This is a genomic window from Streptomyces justiciae, from assembly GCF_015163075.1.
Lineage (GTDB): Bacteria > Actinomycetota > Actinomycetes > Streptomycetales > Streptomycetaceae > Streptomyces > Streptomyces justiciae.
Map to the genome: position 1 here is coordinate 85251 of NZ_JADDXU010000029.1, position 17021 is coordinate 102271.

19 protein-coding genes are annotated in these 17021 nt (G+C 71.9%); 9 read left to right on the plus strand and 10 right to left on the minus strand.

Annotation, left to right across the window (positions count from 1 at the left end; all coding sequences use genetic code 11):
• Positions 1–40: 40 nt before the first annotated feature.
• Positions 41–838, plus strand: coding sequence for a phytanoyl-CoA dioxygenase family protein (locus IQ210_RS44325; RefSeq protein WP_194084918.1), 798 nt, complete (start codon positions 41–43; stop codon positions 836–838).
• A 9-nt stretch (positions 839–847) separates the two neighbouring features.
• On the opposite strand, the gene IQ210_RS44330 is transcribed toward IQ210_RS44325, so the two are convergent.
• The 3 genes from IQ210_RS44330 to IQ210_RS44340 all read right to left on the minus strand — a co-directional run bounded on the left by IQ210_RS44330 (position 848) and on the right by IQ210_RS44340 (position 2870).
• Entirely contained in the window at positions 848–1816 is a 969-nt protein-coding gene (locus tag IQ210_RS44330; protein WP_194084919.1) for an aldo/keto reductase, read from the minus strand.
• Positions 1817–1886: 70 nt separating this feature from the next.
• Positions 1887–2402 carry a flavoprotein gene (locus IQ210_RS44335; RefSeq protein ID WP_194084920.1) on the minus strand — a complete coding sequence of 172 codons (516 nt, stop codon included), beginning with the start codon at positions 2400–2402 and terminating at the stop codon, positions 1887–1889.
• A gap of 9 nt (positions 2403–2411) precedes the next feature.
• Positions 2412–2870 carry a nuclear transport factor 2 family protein gene (locus tag IQ210_RS44340; RefSeq protein ID WP_194084922.1) on the minus strand — a complete coding sequence of 153 codons (459 nt, stop codon included), beginning with the start codon at positions 2868–2870 and terminating at the stop codon, positions 2412–2414.
• 113 nt (positions 2871–2983) lie between these two features.
• On the opposite strand from IQ210_RS44340, the gene IQ210_RS44345 reads away from it, so the two are divergent.
• The gene (locus IQ210_RS44345; protein WP_194084924.1) at positions 2984–3541 is read left to right on the plus strand and encodes a TetR/AcrR family transcriptional regulator; all 558 of its coding nucleotides are present in this window, start codon (positions 2984–2986) and stop codon (positions 3539–3541) included.
• Positions 3542–3552: 11 nt separating this feature from the next.
• Here IQ210_RS44345 and IQ210_RS44350 read toward each other — a convergent pair whose 3' ends face one another.
• Together IQ210_RS44350 and IQ210_RS44355 are read right to left on the minus strand one after the other, a co-directional pair.
• A complete protein-coding gene (locus tag IQ210_RS44350) occupies positions 3553–3741 on the minus strand; it encodes a ferredoxin (protein WP_194084925.1) in 189 nt (62 codons plus the stop codon).
• A gap of 13 nt (positions 3742–3754) precedes the next feature.
• Positions 3755–4969, minus strand: a complete 1215-nt coding sequence (locus IQ210_RS44355) for a cytochrome P450 (RefSeq protein ID WP_194084927.1) — start codon at positions 4967–4969, stop codon at positions 3755–3757.
• A gap of 339 nt (positions 4970–5308) precedes the next feature.
• On the opposite strand from IQ210_RS44355, the gene IQ210_RS44360 reads away from it, so the two are divergent.
• The gene (locus tag IQ210_RS44360; protein ID WP_194084928.1) at positions 5309–5932 is read left to right on the plus strand and encodes a LysE family transporter; all 624 of its coding nucleotides are present in this window, start codon (positions 5309–5311) and stop codon (positions 5930–5932) included.
• A 330-nt stretch (positions 5933–6262) separates the two neighbouring features.
• On the opposite strand, the gene IQ210_RS44365 is transcribed toward IQ210_RS44360, so the two are convergent.
• A complete protein-coding gene (locus IQ210_RS44365; protein ID WP_194084930.1) occupies positions 6263–6697 on the minus strand; it encodes a nuclear transport factor 2 family protein in 435 nt (144 codons plus the stop codon).
• 163 nt (positions 6698–6860) lie between these two features.
• Here IQ210_RS44365 and IQ210_RS44370 point away from each other — a divergent pair, with 163 nt between their 5' ends.
• Complete coding sequence (locus IQ210_RS44370) at positions 6861–7310, plus strand: nitroreductase family deazaflavin-dependent oxidoreductase (protein ID WP_194084931.1); 450 nt, start codon at positions 6861–6863, stop codon at positions 7308–7310.
• Between the two features lie 101 nt (positions 7311–7411).
• Here IQ210_RS44370 and IQ210_RS44375 read toward each other — a convergent pair whose 3' ends face one another.
• Positions 7412–8326: a cation diffusion facilitator family transporter gene (locus tag IQ210_RS44375; protein ID WP_390897472.1), complete on the minus strand. Its 915-nt coding sequence runs from the start codon at positions 8324–8326 to the stop codon at positions 7412–7414.
• Positions 8327–8553: 227 nt separating this feature from the next.
• Between IQ210_RS44375 and IQ210_RS44380 the strand changes: the two genes are divergently transcribed.
• Positions 8554–9582 (plus strand): glutathione S-transferase family protein, encoded by a 1029-nt coding sequence (locus IQ210_RS44380; protein WP_194084935.1) that lies wholly within the window; start codon positions 8554–8556, stop codon positions 9580–9582.
• 29 nt (positions 9583–9611) lie between these two features.
• Complete coding sequence (locus IQ210_RS44385; protein WP_194084936.1) at positions 9612–9923, plus strand: DUF4235 domain-containing protein; 312 nt, start codon at positions 9612–9614, stop codon at positions 9921–9923.
• A 40-nt stretch (positions 9924–9963) separates the two neighbouring features.
• On the opposite strand, the gene IQ210_RS44390 is transcribed toward IQ210_RS44385, so the two are convergent.
• The 3 genes from IQ210_RS44390 to IQ210_RS44400 all read right to left on the minus strand — a co-directional run bounded on the left by IQ210_RS44390 (position 9964) and on the right by IQ210_RS44400 (position 11671).
• On the minus strand, positions 9964–10356 hold the full coding sequence (locus tag IQ210_RS44390) for a VOC family protein (protein WP_194084938.1): 393 nt from the start codon (positions 10354–10356) through the stop codon (positions 9964–9966).
• A gap of 79 nt (positions 10357–10435) precedes the next feature.
• Positions 10436–10900: a pyridoxamine 5'-phosphate oxidase family protein gene (locus IQ210_RS44395; RefSeq protein ID WP_194084939.1), complete on the minus strand. Its 465-nt coding sequence runs from the start codon at positions 10898–10900 to the stop codon at positions 10436–10438.
• A 51-nt stretch (positions 10901–10951) separates the two neighbouring features.
• Complete coding sequence (locus IQ210_RS44400) at positions 10952–11671, minus strand: TetR/AcrR family transcriptional regulator (RefSeq protein WP_194084941.1); 720 nt, start codon at positions 11669–11671, stop codon at positions 10952–10954.
• A 126-nt stretch (positions 11672–11797) separates the two neighbouring features.
• Here IQ210_RS44400 and IQ210_RS44405 point away from each other — a divergent pair, with 126 nt between their 5' ends.
• The 3 genes from IQ210_RS44405 to IQ210_RS44415 all read left to right on the plus strand — a co-directional run bounded on the left by IQ210_RS44405 (position 11798) and on the right by IQ210_RS44415 (position 16913).
• Complete coding sequence (locus IQ210_RS44405; protein ID WP_194084943.1) at positions 11798–13297, plus strand: APC family permease; 1500 nt, start codon at positions 11798–11800, stop codon at positions 13295–13297.
• 86 nt (positions 13298–13383) lie between these two features.
• Positions 13384–15024, plus strand: coding sequence for an amidohydrolase (locus IQ210_RS44410; protein WP_194084945.1), 1641 nt, complete (start codon positions 13384–13386; stop codon positions 15022–15024).
• A gap of 182 nt (positions 15025–15206) precedes the next feature.
• Positions 15207–16913, plus strand: coding sequence for a hypothetical protein (locus tag IQ210_RS44415; protein WP_228049558.1), 1707 nt, complete (start codon positions 15207–15209; stop codon positions 16911–16913).
• Positions 16914–17021: the final 108 nt, after the last annotated feature.

The following is a 17021-nucleotide window of genomic DNA, read 5'->3' on the forward strand; positions in this document are numbered from 1 at the left end:
AGCGTGACACGCGGAAGAGCACCGACCGAGGAGTGGACGCATGACAGTGCTGGACAAGGAAGCCGCCGACCGCGTGCGGCAGTTCGAGGAGGACGGGTTCATCGTCGTCCGCGGGCTGTTCGGGGCGGACGAGATCGACCGGCTGTGCGCCGAGTTCACGGCGCTGCACGCGGCCGGGCCGGTGCGCGGGCACTTCGAGCCGCGGCCCGGGGACGACCCGCTGGCGGTGTGGCCGCGGGTGATGCAGCCGCACGAGATCAACGCGCTCGCCCGGCGGATGCTGCTCGACGCGCGGCTGCGGGGTGTCCTGGAAGCGCTGCTCGGCGAGGAAGTGCTGGCCGCGCAGAGCATGTTCTACTTCAAGCCGCCGGGGGCGCGCGGGCAGGCGCTGCACCAGGACAACTTCTATCTGCGGGTCGAGCCGGGGACGTGCGTCGCGGCGTGGGTGGCGTGCGATGTGATCGACCGGGAGAACGGTGGCCTGGAGGTCGTTCCCGGTACGCACCGGATGGACCTGTTCTGCCCGGAGGAGGCGGACGAAGGGGTGTCGTTCGCCCGGGAGTACGTGCCGCCGCCGGCGGGGCTCGCGGCGGTGCCGGTGGACATGGCGCCGGGGGACGTCCTGTTCTTCAACGGCAGTGTGGTGCACGGCTCGCAGCCGAACCGGAGCGCGTCGCGGTTCCGGCGCTCGTTCATCGGGCACTACGTGGGGGCTTCCGCCGAACGGATCGGGGCGTACTACCGGACGATGTCGATGCGGGGAGAGCGCGTCGAACTGCAGGAGAGCGAGGGCGCGGGCCCCTGTGGGACGGAGTTCGCACCGCAGGGGCCGCACTGAGTAGCGGTGTCAGTGGCCGACGATCGGCCGGGCGGTGTACGGCTGCTCCAGCGCCTCGATCTCCTTCTCGCTGAGGGCGAGTTCGACCGCCGCCACCGCGTCCTCGATGTGGTGGGGCTTGGCCGCGCCCACGATGGGGGCCGCCACCGTGTCCTGGTGGAGCAGCCAGGCCAGCGCCACCTGGGCGCGGGGGACGCCGCGGTCGCCGGCGATGCGGGTGACCGCCTCGACGATGGTGCGGTCGCCCTCCTGGTAGAGGCGGTTGCCGAAGTTGTCGCCCGCGCTGCGGTCGGTGACCGTGCCCCAGTCCCGGGTCAGCCGGCCCCGGGCGAGCGGGCTCCAGGGCAGCGCGCTGACGCCCTGGTCGGCGCAGAGCGGGAGCATCTCGCGCTCCTCCTCGCGGTAGAGGAGGTTGTAGTGGTTCTGCATGGAGACGAACTTCGTCCAGCCGTGCCTCTCCGCCGTGTACTGCATCTTGGAGAACTGCCACGCGTACATCGAACTGGCCCCGAGATAGCGGACCTTGCCGGCCTTGACCAGGTCGTGCAGGGCCTCCATCGTCTCCTCGACCGGGGTGTGCGGGTCGTAGCGGTGGATCTGGTAGAGGTCGACGTAGTCGGTGCCGAGGCGGCTCAGGCTGTGGTCGATCTCGGTCATGATCGCCTTGCGGGACAGTCCGCCGCCGTTGGGTCCGGAGCGCATCCGGCCGTGCACCTTGGTGGCGAGGACGATCTCGTCGCGGTCGGCGAAGTCATTCAGCGCCTTGCCGACGATCTCCTCGCTGGTGCCGTCGGAGTACACGTTCGCCGTGTCGAAGAAGTTGATGCCCGCGTCCAGCGCCTGCCGGATCAGCGGCCGGGACGCCTCCTCGTCGAGGGTCCACTCGTGCACGCCGCGGTCGGGCAGGCCGTAGGTCATGCACCCCAGACAGATCCGCGACACGTCCAGGCCCGTCGAACCGAGCTTCACGTACTGCATCGTTGCTGCTCCTGCCTTCCGAGTGGTTACGAAGGGGAGCGTACGGTGTCCGGTCGCGCCCCTCAGGGGGTCACCGTCCGAGCAGGTCCAGGGCCTGTTCCCAGCCGAACTCCGTGCCCGGCCCGCCCGCGAACGGCGGGCCGAACCGCACGCCCATCCCCCGCAGTCGTATCAGGCTGTCCTGGTAGGCGGGGTGGGCGGCCAACGCGTCGGCCACACAAGGCAGTACGGCTATGGGGACACCGAGGCCGTACGCCTCGCACAGGGTCGCCACCGCGAGGGTGTCGGCGAGGCCGGCCGCCCATTTGTTGACGGTGTTGAACGTGGCGGGCGCGACCACGACGGCGTCCGGCGGCGGGAAGGGGCGCGGGTCGCCCGGGGTGCGCCAGGCGGAGCGGATCGGGCGGCCGGTCCGCGCCTCCACGGCGGCGGTGTCGAAGAACCCGTTCATCGCGACGGGGGTGGCGATGACTCCGACCTCCCAGTTCCGCTCCTGGGCGGCGGTGATGAGTTCGCTGACGTCGGCGGCGATGCCGGCGGCGCAGACGACGACGTAGAGGAAGGGTTTCTGAACCTGTTCGGTCACTCCGGAACCCTACTGAAGGGGGAAGGACCGCCCGTGCTCGGCTTCGGGGCGCGGGCCGAAGATGCGGCGCTCCTTCTCCTCGATCGCGACGTCGTTGATGCTGGCCTCGCGCCGGGTCATCAGGCCGTGCTCGTCGAACTCCCAGAGCTCGTTGCCGTAACTGCGCCACCACTGCCCGTCGGTGTCGAGGGACTCGTACTGGAAGCGGACGGCGATGCGGTTGCCGTCGAACGCCCACAGGTCCTTGCGCAGGGCGTACTCCTGCTCGCGCGCCCACTTCGCGGTGAGGAACGCGACGATCTCGTCCCGGCCGGTGACGAAGGTGTCGCGGTTGCGCCACACCGAGTCCTCGGAGTACGCGAGCGCCACCTTGTGCGGGTCGCGGGTGTTCCAGGCGTCCTCGGCGGCCTGCACCTTCCGGGCGGCGGTCTCGCGGGTGAACGGCGGCAGGGGCGGGCGGTCGGTCATGTCATCCTCCGTGACCAGAAAGGGAGAACGTGCGTTCTCCACGCTGCTGCTACCGTAGGAGAACGCACGTTCTCGCGTCAAGGAACGTCAGTCATCGTCGAGGAGTGGCCCTCATGGACAGCGCGACCGCCCGGGAGCAGGCACTGGACGCCGCGGAGGAGCTGTTCTACGGCCGCGGCATCCAGTCCGTCGGCATGGACGACATCCGTGGCGCGTCCGGCGTCTCGCTCAAGCGGCTCTACCAACTCTTCCCCGCGAAGGAGCAGTTGGTGGAGGCCTACCTGGAACGCCGCGACGTCCTCTGGCGCGGGCGGCTCGCCGAGCACGTCGAGGGGAGCACGGACCCCGAGGAGCGGATTCTCGCCGTCTTCGACTGGCTGGAGTCGTGGTTCGGCGAGGACGGTTTCCGCGGGTGCGCGTGGATCAATTCGTACGGCGAGCTGGGCGCGACCTCGGCCCGGGTCACGGCCCAAGTCCAGGCGCACAAAGGGGCGTTCCGGCAGTACCTCGACGGCCTGGTGGCGGACGCGGGACTGCCCGGCGCGTTGGCCGGGCAGCTGTTCCTGCTCGCCGAGGGGGCGATGGTGACGGCGGGGATCACGGGGAGCACCGCACCCGCGCGGGAGGCGCGCGAGGCGGCGCGGCTGCTGTTGCGGGCCGCGGCCCTGTGACGATCGGCCGGCTATGTCACGGTGATGGCCCCCACGGGGCAGGCCCGGGCCGCCTCGCGGACCATCGGGTCCCCGGCGCCGTCCTCGCGGTCGGGCAGCAGCGTGCTGAATCCGTCGTCGTCCTGGGTGAACACGGCCGGGGCGGCCAGGGCGCACTGGCCGGCGCCGATGCAGACGTCCTTGTCGATGTCGATGTGCATGGCCTCGAGCCTCTTACCAGGTCACGGGGAGTTCCAGCATCCCCTGGATCGTGTCGCCGGGCTTGAAGGGGATCTCGTCCGCGGGGGCGGCGAGCCGGAGTGCGGGCAGCCGGGTGAAGAGGGTGCGCAGGGCGATCTCCATCTCGGCGCGGGCCAGGTTCTGGCCGAGGCACTGGTGGATGCCGAAGCCGAAGCCGACGTGGTGGCGGGCGGAGCGGTGCCAGTCCAGGGTGTCGGGGGCGGGGTAGACGTCCTCGTCACGGTTGATGACCGAGGTCGAGAAGACCACTCCGTCGCCCGCCCGGATCGTCTCGCCGCCCGCCTCGATGTCCTCGGTGGCCAGCCGGAGCAGCCCGTCGGCGATCGAGAGCATGCGCATCAGCTCCTCGACCGCGGCGGGCAGCAGCTCGGGCCGTGCACGCAACTCGGCCAGCCGATCGGGGTGTTGGAGCAGGGTGAAGGTGCCGAGGGAGATCATGTTGGCGGTCGTCTCGTGTCCGGCGACCAGCAGGATGGTGGCGAAGGAGATGACCTCGGCGCGGTCCAACTCCCCGGTGCGCAGCCGGTCGTGGACGAGTTCGTCCAGCACGCCGTCGCCGGGCCGCTCCTGCTTCAGCTTCCGGTCGATCAACTCCTCGAAGTAGGCGTCCAGTTGATCGCGTGCGTCCTGGGTGTCGGAGGCCCTCGGGCCGCGCAGCAGCCGGCGCGACTGCCCCTCGAAGAACTCGTGGTCGGCGTACGGCACGCCGAGCAGGGCGCAGATCACCATCGAGGGGACCGGCAGCGCGAAGGCGCTCACCAGCTCGGCGGGCGGGCCCTGTGCGACCATCGCGTCGAGCCGCTCGTCGACGATCCGCTGGATCCGCGGCCGCAGTTCGGCGGCCCGGCGCAGGGTGAAGCTGGGCACCATCATGCGCCGCTGCGTGTGGTGCTTCGGGTCGTCTACGCCGAGCAGCGCCACCCTCCGGTTGCGTACCGCCGCGAAGCGTTCCGTGGGCGCGGGGAAGTCCGGGTGGGTGCGGTCGGTCGACAGGCGCGGGTCGGCGAGGAGGGCGCGCGCGAGGGCGTGCCCCGTCACCAGCCAGGCCGGTCGTCCGTCATAGAGGGAGACGCGGGCCAGCGGGCGGCCGTCGCGCAGGGGGGCGTAGGCGGTGGGCGGGTGGTAGGGACAGGTGCGGTCCTGCGGGAAGGCGACGGGTTCCGTTTGCGTGGGGGGCGTTGCCGTCATGGAAGACCTCGCAGACGAAGTGAGCTTCGTGCCCGATGTCGGTCGCGGCATCGGACAGATCTTCATTAGATGCCCGGGGCATCTATGCGGCGACGAGAAGTTCGGCCAGATCGGTGGCGCAGGGAGGTTGGCCGGGGATGCTCGCTCGGAATCGAAAACCGGGGGTCGGCCGCTTCGGCCGGGCTCGGACGAAAACCGGTTGTGGGCGGGAGCGGCCCCGCCGCAGAATCCCGCCATGTCTACGACGAACCGCGCCCTTCTGCCGCTGACCGCCGCCGCCACGCCGGTGCGGTTCCAGCAGCAGACCGGCCGCCCGGAGGGACTGACACCTCCCACCTCGTGACCGGGGCGTTCGTCGCGGGCCTGCTCGCGGGCTACGGCATCGCCATGCCCGTAGGCGCGGTCGCGACCTATCTCGTCTCGCTCACCGCCCGGACGTCCCTGCGCACCGGTGTCTGCGCCGCGCTCGGCGTCGCGGCCGCCGACGGGTTGTACGCCCTGGTGGCCACGGTCGGGGGCACCGCCCTGGCCGCCGCGCTGCGTCCGGTGCTCGGGCCGCTGCGCTGGGCGTCGGCGCTGCTGCTGCTCGCGCTGGCGGTCCGCGGCGCGGTCGTCGCCGTACGCCACTACCGCGGCCGCCACCCCGGCACCCGCACCGAGCCTCCGCCCCCGAGCCCCGCCCGGGCCTTCCTGACGCTCCTAGGGATCACCCTGCTCAACCCGACCACCGTGATCTACTTCGTGGCCCTGGTGCTCGGCACCCGGACCGCGGACCCCGTCCGGCCACTGGAACAGGGCGTGTTCGTCCTGGCCGCCTTCGCCGCGTCCGCGAGCTGGCAGGTACTGCTGGCCGGCGGCGGCGCCCTGCTCGGCCGAACGCTGACCGGCCGACGGGGGCGGCTGGCGACGGCACTGGCGTCGAGCGCGGTGATCGTGGCGCTGGCGGTGCGGATGATGGGGTGAAGCGGGTGGTCAGGGCGGCGGTCAGGGGGCGCGAATTCGCGCCGCGCCTGGTCGGGGGTGCAGGCCGGGCCGCGGCCGGTTAGGGCCGAGAACCCAGTCGGCGGCCCGGTCAGGGGCTAGGACCCGGGCGGCGGCCGCAGTTAGGGGCTAGGACCCGGGCGGCGGCCCCGGTCAGAGGCTAGGACCCGGGCCATGGCCGCTCAGGACGCGAACGCCCGGGCGACGGCCAGTCAGGGGCGAGGACGCGGGCCCGGGCCGGTCAGGGGCGATGGTCCGGGCGAAGGTCCTGGCCCCGGCGCCCGTCAGGGACAAGGCCCTGGCCCCGGCCGCTCACGGGGCGAAGGCTCTGGCGACCGTGAGGCTGTCCTCGTACACGTGGTGTCGGACGATCAGGTCGTCCTCGATGGTCAGGTGCAGGGCGAACCTGGCGCGATAGGGGCGCCCGGTCGCCCGTGCCGTCTGCCGGATCTCGCCGAGGACCACCGCGTCGGCGCCGTCCACCAGGATGCGTTCGATCCGGGTGTCCGCCTGCCCGGGGACGTGGTGCGCGGCCAGTTCGCGGTAGTGGGCGGCGGCGTCCTCGCGGGTCGCCCGGTGCCGGATCCACGGGGTCGCGGCGCGACCGTGCTCGTCCTCGGGCCAGTCCAGTTTCCAGTCGGCGTGTTCGGCGTACAGCTCGGCGATCCGCTCCGGGTCGCCCTGGCCGATGCGCCGCAGCAGTTCCGCGATCACCGCGCGGGTCATGGTCTCGATGGTGGTGGTCATGGGTACTCGTACTCCTCCCCTTCGGCGGTTGCCACTGTGCCCCGCGAGACACGGGCGACGCGATTACCCCCGAGGTCATGGCGGGGTGGATGAATCCGCCGCGCTCCGGTGTTGTGGGTGGTGGCAGTCAGCCGCAGGACACGACGACGATGGGACGGATGCCATGCCTCTCGAGGGTCAGTACGAACCCAGCCCGACCGCCTGGGTGCGCGAGCAGGTGGAGCTGTACGAGAGCTCCGGCGGTACCGAGGGGACGACCCTGATGGACACCGGGATGCCCGTGATCCTGCTGACGACCCTGGGCGCCAAGAGCGGCAAGATCCGCAAGACGCCGCTGATGCGGGTCGAGCACGAGGGCCGGTACGCCGTGGTCGCCTCGCAGGGCGGCGCGCCCACGCACCCGGTCTGGTACCACAACATCAAGGCCGACCCCCGCGTGGAGCTCCAGGACGGACCCGAGAAGGGCGACATGATCGCGCGCGAGGTCACCGGCGCGGAGAAGGCCGAGTGGTGGGAGCGGGCCGTGGCGGCGTATCCCCCGTACGCGGACTACCAGAAGAAGACGGACCGCGAGATCCCGGTCTTCGTGCTGGAACCGTCCACGGAGAGCTGACCGACCGGCCCCGCCGAGCTGACCGACCGGCCCCGGAAAAAGATCTCTCGAAAAATTCTGGGACGGGGTGCATGAAGCCCCGTCGGCCGGGCACCAGAGCCTCAGGCCCCGCCGCGCTCCCCCGTCGCGGCGGGGCTTTCTCGTGCCTCGCGCGCGGGCCGGTCGGTGATGTCGAGGAAGATCTGGTCGGCCTCGGTGAAGGTGTCGGCGACATGCCGCTTGATGCGTACGGCGACCTCCTCGACCCGCTCGCTGTCCATCCCCGGCACGAGGTCGACGCGCGCCGCCACCAGGACCGATTCCAGTCCCGTCTTCATCGTGAACAGCGCCTCCACGCTGTCGATCTCGGGCTGCTCCTGGAGCAGCGCCCGGATCCGCCCGCTCGTCTCCGCGTCGACGGCCTCCCCGATCAGCTGGTCGCGCGCCTCACGGCCGAGCCGGTAGGCGACGTAGACGAGCAGCGCCCCGATCGCCAGCGACGCGGACGCCTCCCACACGACCTGCCCGGTGACCATGTGCAGGGCCATGCCGGCCATGGCCAGGCTGACGCCCAGCACCGCCGTGCCGTCCTCGGCGACGACCGTGCGCAGCGCCGGGTCGCGCAGGCCGTCGCCCGTGCCGCCCTGCCGGTGCGTCTGGTAGAGCGCCCGCACCAGCGACGCGCCCTCGGCGACGAAGGCGACACCGAGGACGACGAGCCCGGCGACGTAGCCGCTGAGCTTCTCCTCGGCTCCGTTGCGCAGCGCCTCGAAGCCCTGGAAGAACGAGAAGCAGCCGCCCATGACGAAGATCCCCACGGCGGCGAGGAGCGACCAGAAGAACCGTTCCTTGCCGTAGCCGAAGGGGTGCCGTCGGTCGGCGGGGCGGCGGCTGCGGCGCAGGGCGGCCAGGAGGAAGACCTCGTTGAGGCTGTCGGCGACCGAGTGCGCGGCCTCCGACAGCAGGGCCGGGGAGTGCGCGACCAGACCGCCGACGGCCTTCGCGACGGCGATGACCAGGTTGGCGGTGAGCGCCACCAGGACGGTGACCCGCGTTCTGCGGTCCGCCTTGTGGCCCTCGGCCTCCCGCGCCGGGGCCTGCGGTGATGCCTTGTGCCGTGTGTTCAGGGATGCGTTCGAGGTCGTGTTCGAAGATGTCCCGCTCACCTTCGCCGACTGCCCCGACTGACGGGGCTCACACGCCGAAATCGGGGAACGCGGTCATGGGACACCCGCACGGCGACAGGGCACGGCAGGGAGGCGGCATGACTGGCTCGGACGGAGGCAACAGCGCGTACGGGAACCGGACGTTCCAGCGGTCCAAGGCCCATTTCACGGACCGGATCACCGCGGACGGCCGCGACGGCTGGCCGGTGGAGCCCGGCCGCTACCGTCTGGTGGTCAGCCGGGCCTGCCCCTGGGCGAGCCGGGCCCTGGTCTCCCGGCGGCTGCTGGGCCTGGAGGGCGCCCTGTCGCTGGCGGTGGCCGACCCGATCCAGGACGACCGCAGCTGGCGGTTCACCCTCGACCCCGACGGCCGCGACCCGGTCCTCGGCATCCGGTACCTGAGTGAGGCCTACGACCGGCGGGAGACCGACTACCCGGGCGGGGTGAGCGTGCCCGCGATCGTGGACGTACCCAGCGGGAAGCTGGTCACCAACGACTACCAGCAGATCACCCTCGACCTCGCCACGGAGTGGCGCGCCCTGCACCGGGACGGCGCCCCCGACCTGTATCCGATGGCGCTGCGCGACGAGATCGACGCGGTGATGGCGGACGTCTACGAGGACGTCAACAACGGCGTGTACCGGGCGGGTTTCGCCACCGAGCAGGCGGAGTACGAGGCCGCCTGCTCGGCGGTGTTCCGGCGGCTGGAGCTGCTGACGCCCCGGCTCGCCCGGCAGCGCTATCTCGTCGGCGACACCCTCACCGAGGCGGACATCCGGCTGTTCACCACGCTGGTGCGTTTCGACGCCGTCTATCACGGCCACTTCAAGTGCAACCGCTGGAAGCTGGCCGAGAACGAGGTGCTGTGGGGGTACGTCCGTGACCTCTACCAGACGCCGGGCTTCGGTGACACCGTCGACTTCGACCACATCAAGCGGCACTACTACCAGGTGCACACCGGCATCAACCCGACCCGGATCGTGCCGCTCGGACCGGATCTGTCGGGCTGGCTGACCGCGCACCACCGCGAGGAGCTGGTCGGCAGGCCGTTCGGCGACGGGACACCGCCGGGGCCACCGCCCCCGGACGAGCAAGTGGCAGCGCAGGGCCGGCCCGCACCGGCGTAGGGACGGCAGACGAAGTCGGAGGAGAGACGATGGCCAAGAAGAACAAGAAGAAGAAGCTGAAGCTCCCCCTCGCCTACAAGCCCCTCGGTTTCGTGCTGGGCTGGTCGAGCGGGGCGCTGGCCGGGATCGCGTTCCGCAAGACGTGGAAGGTGATCCGGCACGAGGACGACGCGCCCGACGCCCTGGACCGGGACCGCACTTGGGGCGAGATCCTGCTCGCGGCGGCGGTGCAGGGCGCGATCTTCGCGGTGGTGCGCAGCGCGGTGGACCGCACGGGCGCGAAGGCCATCGAGCGGTCCACCGGCGTCTGGCCCACCGCCGACGAGGGCGGCCGGGACTGACGCGGCGTCAGCCCTGTTTCGGTGCGGGACTGACGCGCCGTCAGCCCTGTTTCGGTGCCGTGGGCGTGACGCGGCGCAGGGTGAAGGAGTGGCCCGCCGGGTCGGCGTAGCCGCGCTCCTCGAACGGGCCCGAGGCGTCCTTCGTCTCCAGCGGGCGCCCGCCCAGCCCGATCACCCTGCGCTCCGCCTCGTCCAAGTCGTCTACGACGAAGTCGAGATGGGCCTGCAGGGCGTTCTCGGGGCGCGGCCAGCTCGGCGGGGTGGCGTTCATGTCCCGGCGGAACGCCAGCCGCATCCCCTCCGAGCCCCTGATCTCGACGCGGTTGGCGGTCGCGTCCGTCTCCTCGCCGTCCAGCAGTTCCTTGTAGAACCCGGCGAGCTTCTCCGGCTCGGCGCAGTCGAGCACCACGATGCCCGCTTTCACCAGTGCCATGTCTCCTCCGTACGGTCCGGGGCGCGGGGCGTTCGTGCCCCGCGGCCCTGTACCTCACGGATATCCCGGTCCGCCCGGTTCAGTCGGCGACCAGCCACTCCCCGTCCCGCATCAGCTCCCGTCCGACGAGTTCGTCGGCCTCGCGCCAGGCCTGGACCCTGACCGGGCGGACCCTGAAGTACTCGTAGAGGGTGGTGAGTTGACGGGGGTCGAAGCCGGTCTTCGCCGCGAAGCGGTCGCCCTCCTCCTGGGACAGTTCGGCGAGGGTGATCGTCTCGACGGTGCCCTCGATCATCGTGACGTCCCTGGTCGGTCCGATGCCGAGCCGGGTGCGGCCGGTCGTGCGCAGATTGCGGCCGGTGGGGCTCTTGGCCGGGGTAGCGAGCAGCAGGGTGGCGCCGTCCCAGAGGAAGGAGAGCGGGGTCAGGAACGGCAGCCCGCCGGCGGCGTCGGCCGTCGCGACCCAGACGTCCTCGTCGTGCTCCAGGCGGTGCAGGGTGTCGAGCTTCCGCTGTTTCGCGGGACGTGCGGGCGGGTTCGCCATCGCCGGTCGGCCTCCTGAGGTCATCGGGAACGGTCAGGGACAGTCTCGCGGTCAGGTGTCCGTCCCGTCCCGGATCTCCGCGAGCCGGGCCGCCGCCGCGCTCAGCAGCAGGTCCAGGGCCATCGGGTAGGAGCTGCGGGGCATGTCCGTCATGAGGTGGCGGGCGGTCGCGGCGATGTGCGGGTGGGTGTCGGCGGGCAGCCGGGCGTACGTCGCCCGCCACACGGCCGCCTCCGCCTCCCGGGCCGGCCGGGGCAGGGCGGTGCTCGCCGAGTCGAGGGCGGCGAAGGCGAGGGCCTGGTCGACGAAGGCGTGGTAGATCCGTACCGCTTCGGCGTCGGGGAACCCCGCGTCGCGCAGCACTCCGATGATGGTCTCCACGGCCTGGATCTCGTGGTCGCGCCCGGTCACCCGGTGCGAGCTGAGGACCGCGGCCCGGGGGTGGGCGAGCGCCCCGGCGTGCATGCGCAGGCCCAGGTCCCGCAGGTCGGCGCGCCAGTAGCCGGTGGGCCGCCAGATGCGCAGGGTGCGGCCGATGAGCTCGTCGGCGACGGCGAGCATCAGGTCGTCGGTGTGCCGGAAGTACCGGTAGAGGGAGCTGGGGTCGGCGCCGAGGGCGCGGCCGAGGCGGCGGACCGAGAGGGCCTCGGCGCCGTGCTCCTCGATCAGCCGCATGGCCGTCTCGACGATCAGCTCCTCAGAGAGGACGATGCCCTGCTTGGTGGGCCGTCTGCGCTGCCGGGCGGTGGGCGGGACGACGCGGTCGGTCATGGCGTGCCTCCGTGGGTCCGATGGCCGCACCTTATGACAACACCGTTGACCTGTTAACCCCCCGGCCAGTTTCATGTCGCCTCACCGGGGCCGACCAGGCCCCCCGGTGCGAGCGGAGAACCGGCCATGCCCGACACACCACCCCACGCGTCTCCCGCGCAGCCGGTGCTGCGCAAGTCCCTCGGCGTCCTGGACGGCGTCGCCATCGCCGCCTCCAGCACGGCCGCGACCACCAGCATCGGCATCGGCCTCGGGGTCACGGCCGGGGTCGTCGGACTGCATCTTCCGGCGATCATGCTGCTGGCGTTCCTGCCGGTCCTCGGCATCGCCGGCGCCTACGCCCGGCTCAACCGCGTCGAGCCGAACGCCGGCAACGGCTATGTGTGGGTGGGCCGTTCGCTCAACCCCTGGCTGGGTTTCCTGGTCGGCTGGATGAACATCGTCGCGACGGTGGCGTTCCTCGCCTACACCACGGCCGTCACCGGCTCGGCCCTGATCCAGCTGGCCGGGGACGCCGGACTGCACCGGCTCGGCGGCCTGACCCTGGACCCCGGGTCGACGGCCCAGACGACACTCCTCGGGGTCGTGGTCCTCGCCGCGGTCACCCTGACCGCCGTCACGGGCGTGCGCACGGCGGCACGACTCCAGGCCGGGCTGCTGGTCTTCGAGTACGTCGTGCTGCTGGGCTTCTGCGGATACGGCATCGTCACCGGCCCGCACGCGTTCAGCTGGAGCTGGTTCGACCCGTTCGCGATCCCGTCCGCGACCGCGCTGGCCCAGGGGCTGCTGCTGTCGGTGTTCTGCTACTGGGGTTTCGAGGCCGCGTTCAGCGTGTCCGAGGAGGTCCGCGACCCCCGGGACGCCTCCCGGGCGGGCCTGACGACGCTGTTCACGATGCTCGGCCTGTTCCTCATCGGCTCGGTCGCGTTCCAACGCGTCTTGTCCGAGCAGGAGTTGGCGGGCCACGGCGCGGAGGGCCTGGCGTTCTTCGGCGACCGGCTGGCCTCGCAGCCGCTGGCCGCGCTCCCGCTGGTGGCGCTGATGTTCTCGGCGGTCGCCTCGCTCCAGGCCGGGGTGATCCCGACGGCGCGCGGGATGTTCGCGATGAGCCGGGACCGTACGCTCGGGCCGGTCTGGTCCAAGGTCAGCCGCCGGTACGGCACTCCCGCCGCCGGCACCGTGCTGATCGGCGCGCTGGCGGCCGGGGTCGCACTGCTCGCCCTCGTCATTCCCCGCCTGGCGGACATGATCATTGCGACAGTGAGCGCCATCGGCATCGTGGTGGCCCTGTCGTACGCGCTGACCGCCCTCGCGGCCGCCGTGCGCTTCCGTTCGCTGCTGCGCGAGGACTGGCGGGAGGGCGTACGGGCCGTGGTGCTGCCGACGCTCAGCGCGCTGGCCCTGCTCGGGCTCGGCGGCTATCTCGGCTGGTCCTTCTACACCTCCACCGATCACTTCGCGCTCCGCGCGGACAACGGCTGGTTCCTGCTCAGCACTCCCCTGGCGATGATCGCGTCCGGCTTCGCGGCCGCCGCGTGGGCCAAGTGGGTGCGCGGGTCGGCCTACTTCCGCACCGGCGAGGGCACGGACGCGGACTCCCCTCGCCTGCTCCCGACACCCCACTGAGCGCTCCGCCTGTCCGCTGCATCCCGCGCCCCTTCGAGGCGCGCCGACGCTCCACGCACTTCACCCGACCTCCCAGGAAACGGACCATGTACGCAGATCTGCTCTTCACCGGCGGCCCCGTCCTCACCCCCGAGGGCCGCACCGCGACCGCGGTGGCCGTCACCGGCGACCGCGTCACCGCCGTAGGACGGGACGAGGTCCTGGACCTGCGCGGGCCGCGGACCGAAGTGGTCGACCTCGCCGGGCGGTTGCTGCTGCCGGGCTTCCAGGACGCGCATGTGCACCCGGTGCCGGCCGGCCTCGAACTGACGCAGTGCGACCTCACCGGCACGAAGACCGCCGCGGAGACCGTCGCCGCCGTACGCGCCTACGCCGACGCGCATCCCGAGCGGGTGTGGATCACCGGCGGCGGCTGGTCCATGGAGGCCTTCGAGGGCGGCACGCCGACGAAGGAGCTACTCGACGCGGTCGTCCCCGACCGGCCCGTGTACCTGCCCAACCGCGACCATCACGGCGCCTGGGTCAACAGCCGCGCCCTCGAACTGGCCGGCATCACGCGCGACACGCCCGACCCTGCCGACGGACGGATCGAGCGGGACGCGTCAGGCTCGGGCGAGCCGAGCGGCACCCTTCAGGAAGGGGCGATGCAGCTCGTCGGACGCCTCGCGCCCGCGGCCACCCCGGCCGACCGGCTGGCCGCCCTCCTGCACGCCCAGCGCCATCTGCACGCGCTCGGCATCACGGCCTGGCAGGACGCGCTCATCGGGGACTTCCTCGGCATGGATGACCCGGCGGAGGCGTATCTGACGGCGGCCCGGGACGGTTCGCTCACCGCGCGTGTCGTCGGCGCCCTGTGGTGGGACCGGGAGCGAGGGGCCGAGCAGATCCCCGAACTCGCCGCGAGGCGGGCCGCGTTGAGCCACGGCCGGTTCCGGGCGGGCACGGTCAAGATGATGCTGGACGGGGTCGCCGAGACCGGGACGGCGGCGCTGCTCGACCCATACCTGGACCGGTGCGGCTGCGCCACCGCCAACCGCGGCACCAGCTTCATCGATCCCGGTCAACTGCCCAAGTACGTCACCGAGTTGGACGCGCTCGGTTTCCAGTGCCACTTCCACGCCCTGGGCGACCGTGCCGTACGCGACGCGCTGGACGCGATCGAGGCCGCGCGCACCGCGAACGGACGGAGCGACACGCGGCCCCACCTGGCGCATCTTCAGGTCGTCCACCCCGACGACGTACCGCGGTTCGCCCGACTCGGCGCCACCGCCAACATCCAGCCGCTGTGGGCGGCGCACGAGCCGCAGATGGACGAGCTGACCATCCCCTTCCTGGGGCCAGAACGGGCCGCGTGGCAGTACCCGTTCGGTGCGCTGCTGCGGTCCGGCGCCACGCTCGCGGCGGGCAGTGACTGGCCGGTGAGCAGCCCCGATCCGCTGGAAGGCATCCATGTCGCGGTCAACCGGCGCACGCCCGACGCGGACGGCGCGCCGGTGTTCCTGCCGGCCGAACGCATCGGTCTCGCCGAGGCGTTGACGGCGTACACGGCGGGTTCGGCGTATGTGAACCATCTCGACGACACCGGGCAGGTGCGCGCGGGGGCGCTGGCGGACCTGGTCGTGCTGGACCGCGACCCGTTCGACGTTCCGCCTGCGGAAATCGCGGCGACGCGCGTGGCGCTGACGTACGTCGGGGGCGCGCGAGTATACGCAGCTCAAGGGGCTTGAGCAGTAACGGAGATCACGGTCGGGTCACGGTGTAGATCATTTACGCTCTGGGAAGTCTCGTTCCGCTTCTCGATTCAACTTTCGTACCACGAAGGCGAGTTCGAGTACATGGGCGGTCTCCCCCTGGACCGCCCACTCCCAGGGGTGGGGGGTTCTGCGCGCCGTCTCCCGAAAGGAACCACATGCCTCAGGCCGTCACGTCCGACCTGCCCTCCGACGCCCCCACCGGCCACCACCAGTCCACGGAGGCGGGCGACGCCCTGATCCGCCTCCTGACGCAGCACACCAAGGGGATCACCGCACGGCACCGCGATTCCCAACGCTCCGTCCAGCAACGGCTGGACGCGCTCCGCTCCCCCCACCCCGGGTCCGCGCTGCGGCTGGAGGGGGCCCTCCACCTCGCGCGGCCCGCCTTCCTCCCTCCCGACGAGGCGGGCCTCGCCCGGCTGCGGCAGCTGGACGCCGGTCTGCGCGTGATAGAAGCGGCGTTCCCCCAGGTCGGCACCGACGCCGAGATCTGCCGGCTGACCTGCACGATGCTGGAAGGCGCCTGGCGCACCCGGGCCCTCACCCCACCGCGCGAGGCGGAGCAGGCGGACGTCTGCGACTGCGCGCTGTGCGGTCGGCTGCCCACGCCCCCCGTCCGCACGCTGGACGACTACGACTGGCGGCAGAGCGCCGGCCGTCCGCTCGCCGTCAAGACCTGGCCGTACCGCCGGGAGCTCGACAGCGTCCTGACCGGTGGCTGGTCCTGGACCCGGCAGATGAACGACCTGGAGCACGACCTCGGCCACCGGCACCGCTACGAGGACGACATCCTCGTCTTCCACGAGTACAAACGCGTGATCGACACCATCGACACCACCCGCCTCACCCAACTCGTCGAGGACCGCCTCGCCGAGAACTTCAGCACCAACACGGCACGGGCCCTGGTCGCCGGACTCTTCGCGGCCCACAAGCGCGCCGTCGACGAGTACTGGCTCCAGCAGCACGGCACGGGCGACGTCACGCTCCCCCAGTCCAACCCGCTGAGCCACAGCACCTATTCGGCCCTGCAGATGATGGACTGCCTGTTCTGGCACGTCGCACCGGACACCGAGCTCTGGCAGGACGGGAACCTCGCCTCGCTGCTGCTGTGCCGCGTCATCGACGACATGGCCGACGTCCGGGCCGACGCCCTCACCGGCGAGATCAGCAACTTCTGGCTCGCAGACCTGCCCACCCACACCAAGGCCCTCTACGGCGCCAGCGCGATCGCCCTCGTCAAGTACGGCTGCACGCCCGAGGCGCACGACCCGATGTGGAACACCTGGCTGATGACCACGACCATCGTGTGGATGGGGCTCACCGGCCGCCACGCCCTGTGGTTCGACGGCATCACCCAGGGCCTCCCGCCGGCCGAGGCCTGCCCGCTGTGCGATCTGCAGCCCGACCCGTGCACCGGCATCCTCACCGACGGCACCACGCTCACCATGGCCCCGCGGGCGACGGTACCGGCGCTGAGTATCCGGGCCGCCGAGCTGTCCGCACGCTGCAAGACCCAACACCCGCGGGCCTGGGCCCTGTTCGACGCCGAGCTGCACGCATTCGAGGCCGTGCACGGCACCTGGTCCGGCGACGTCGACAACGCGTGGGAGATCCTGCGCCGCACCTACATAGCCGGTGTCGAGGCCTCGATGGCCGACCCGTCCCCGGACCGCGCCCGTGCCGTCCAAGTGGACGCCGGAGTGGTCGGATCGGAGAGGTTCCACGCCCTGCACGACCCGCGGACCGGGCGCGAGGACATAGCGCTGCTCGCCTACATGTTCGCCTGCGCGCACCCGCACTTCCTGTGGAACGCCATGGGATACGTCCCCACGGGCGTGGCGGGCGACTGGCTCGACGGCTGACGCCGAGAACGCCACCCCCCCCCCCCCCCCCCGGGGGGGGGGGGGGGGGGGGGGGGGCGGGGGTGGGGGGGGGGGGGGGGGGGGGGGGGGGGGGGGGGGGGGCGGGGG

Coding starts and splice junctions, on each gene's coding strand:
- IQ210_RS44325 (WP_194084918.1), top strand. CDS start 41: ATGACAGTGCTGGACAAGGAAGCCGCCGACCGCGTGCGGCAGTTCGAG.
- IQ210_RS44330 (WP_194084919.1), bottom strand. CDS start 1,816: ATGCAGTACGTGAAGCTCGGTTCGACGGGCCTGGACGTGTCGCGGATC.
- IQ210_RS44340 (WP_194084922.1), bottom strand. CDS start 2,870: ATGACCGACCGCCCGCCCCTGCCGCCGTTCACCCGCGAGACCGCCGCC.
- IQ210_RS44345 (WP_194084924.1), top strand. CDS start 2,984: ATGGACAGCGCGACCGCCCGGGAGCAGGCACTGGACGCCGCGGAGGAG.
- IQ210_RS44350 (WP_194084925.1), bottom strand. CDS start 3,741: ATGCACATCGACATCGACAAGGACGTCTGCATCGGCGCCGGCCAGTGC.
- IQ210_RS44355 (WP_194084927.1), bottom strand. CDS start 4,969: ATGACGGCAACGCCCCCCACGCAAACGGAACCCGTCGCCTTCCCGCAG.
- IQ210_RS44365 (WP_194084930.1), bottom strand. CDS start 6,697: ATGACCACCACCATCGAGACCATGACCCGCGCGGTGATCGCGGAACTG.
- IQ210_RS44370 (WP_194084931.1), top strand. CDS start 6,861: ATGCCTCTCGAGGGTCAGTACGAACCCAGCCCGACCGCCTGGGTGCGC.
- IQ210_RS44380 (WP_194084935.1), top strand. CDS start 8,554: ATGACTGGCTCGGACGGAGGCAACAGCGCGTACGGGAACCGGACGTTC.
- IQ210_RS44385 (WP_194084936.1), top strand. CDS start 9,612: ATGGCCAAGAAGAACAAGAAGAAGAAGCTGAAGCTCCCCCTCGCCTAC.
- IQ210_RS44390 (WP_194084938.1), bottom strand. CDS start 10,356: ATGGCACTGGTGAAAGCGGGCATCGTGGTGCTCGACTGCGCCGAGCCG.
- IQ210_RS44395 (WP_194084939.1), bottom strand. CDS start 10,900: ATGGCGAACCCGCCCGCACGTCCCGCGAAACAGCGGAAGCTCGACACC.
- IQ210_RS44400 (WP_194084941.1), bottom strand. CDS start 11,671: ATGACCGACCGCGTCGTCCCGCCCACCGCCCGGCAGCGCAGACGGCCC.
- IQ210_RS44405 (WP_194084943.1), top strand. CDS start 11,798: ATGCCCGACACACCACCCCACGCGTCTCCCGCGCAGCCGGTGCTGCGC.
- IQ210_RS44410 (WP_194084945.1), top strand. CDS start 13,384: ATGTACGCAGATCTGCTCTTCACCGGCGGCCCCGTCCTCACCCCCGAG.
- IQ210_RS44415 (WP_228049558.1), top strand. CDS start 15,207: ATGCCTCAGGCCGTCACGTCCGACCTGCCCTCCGACGCCCCCACCGGC.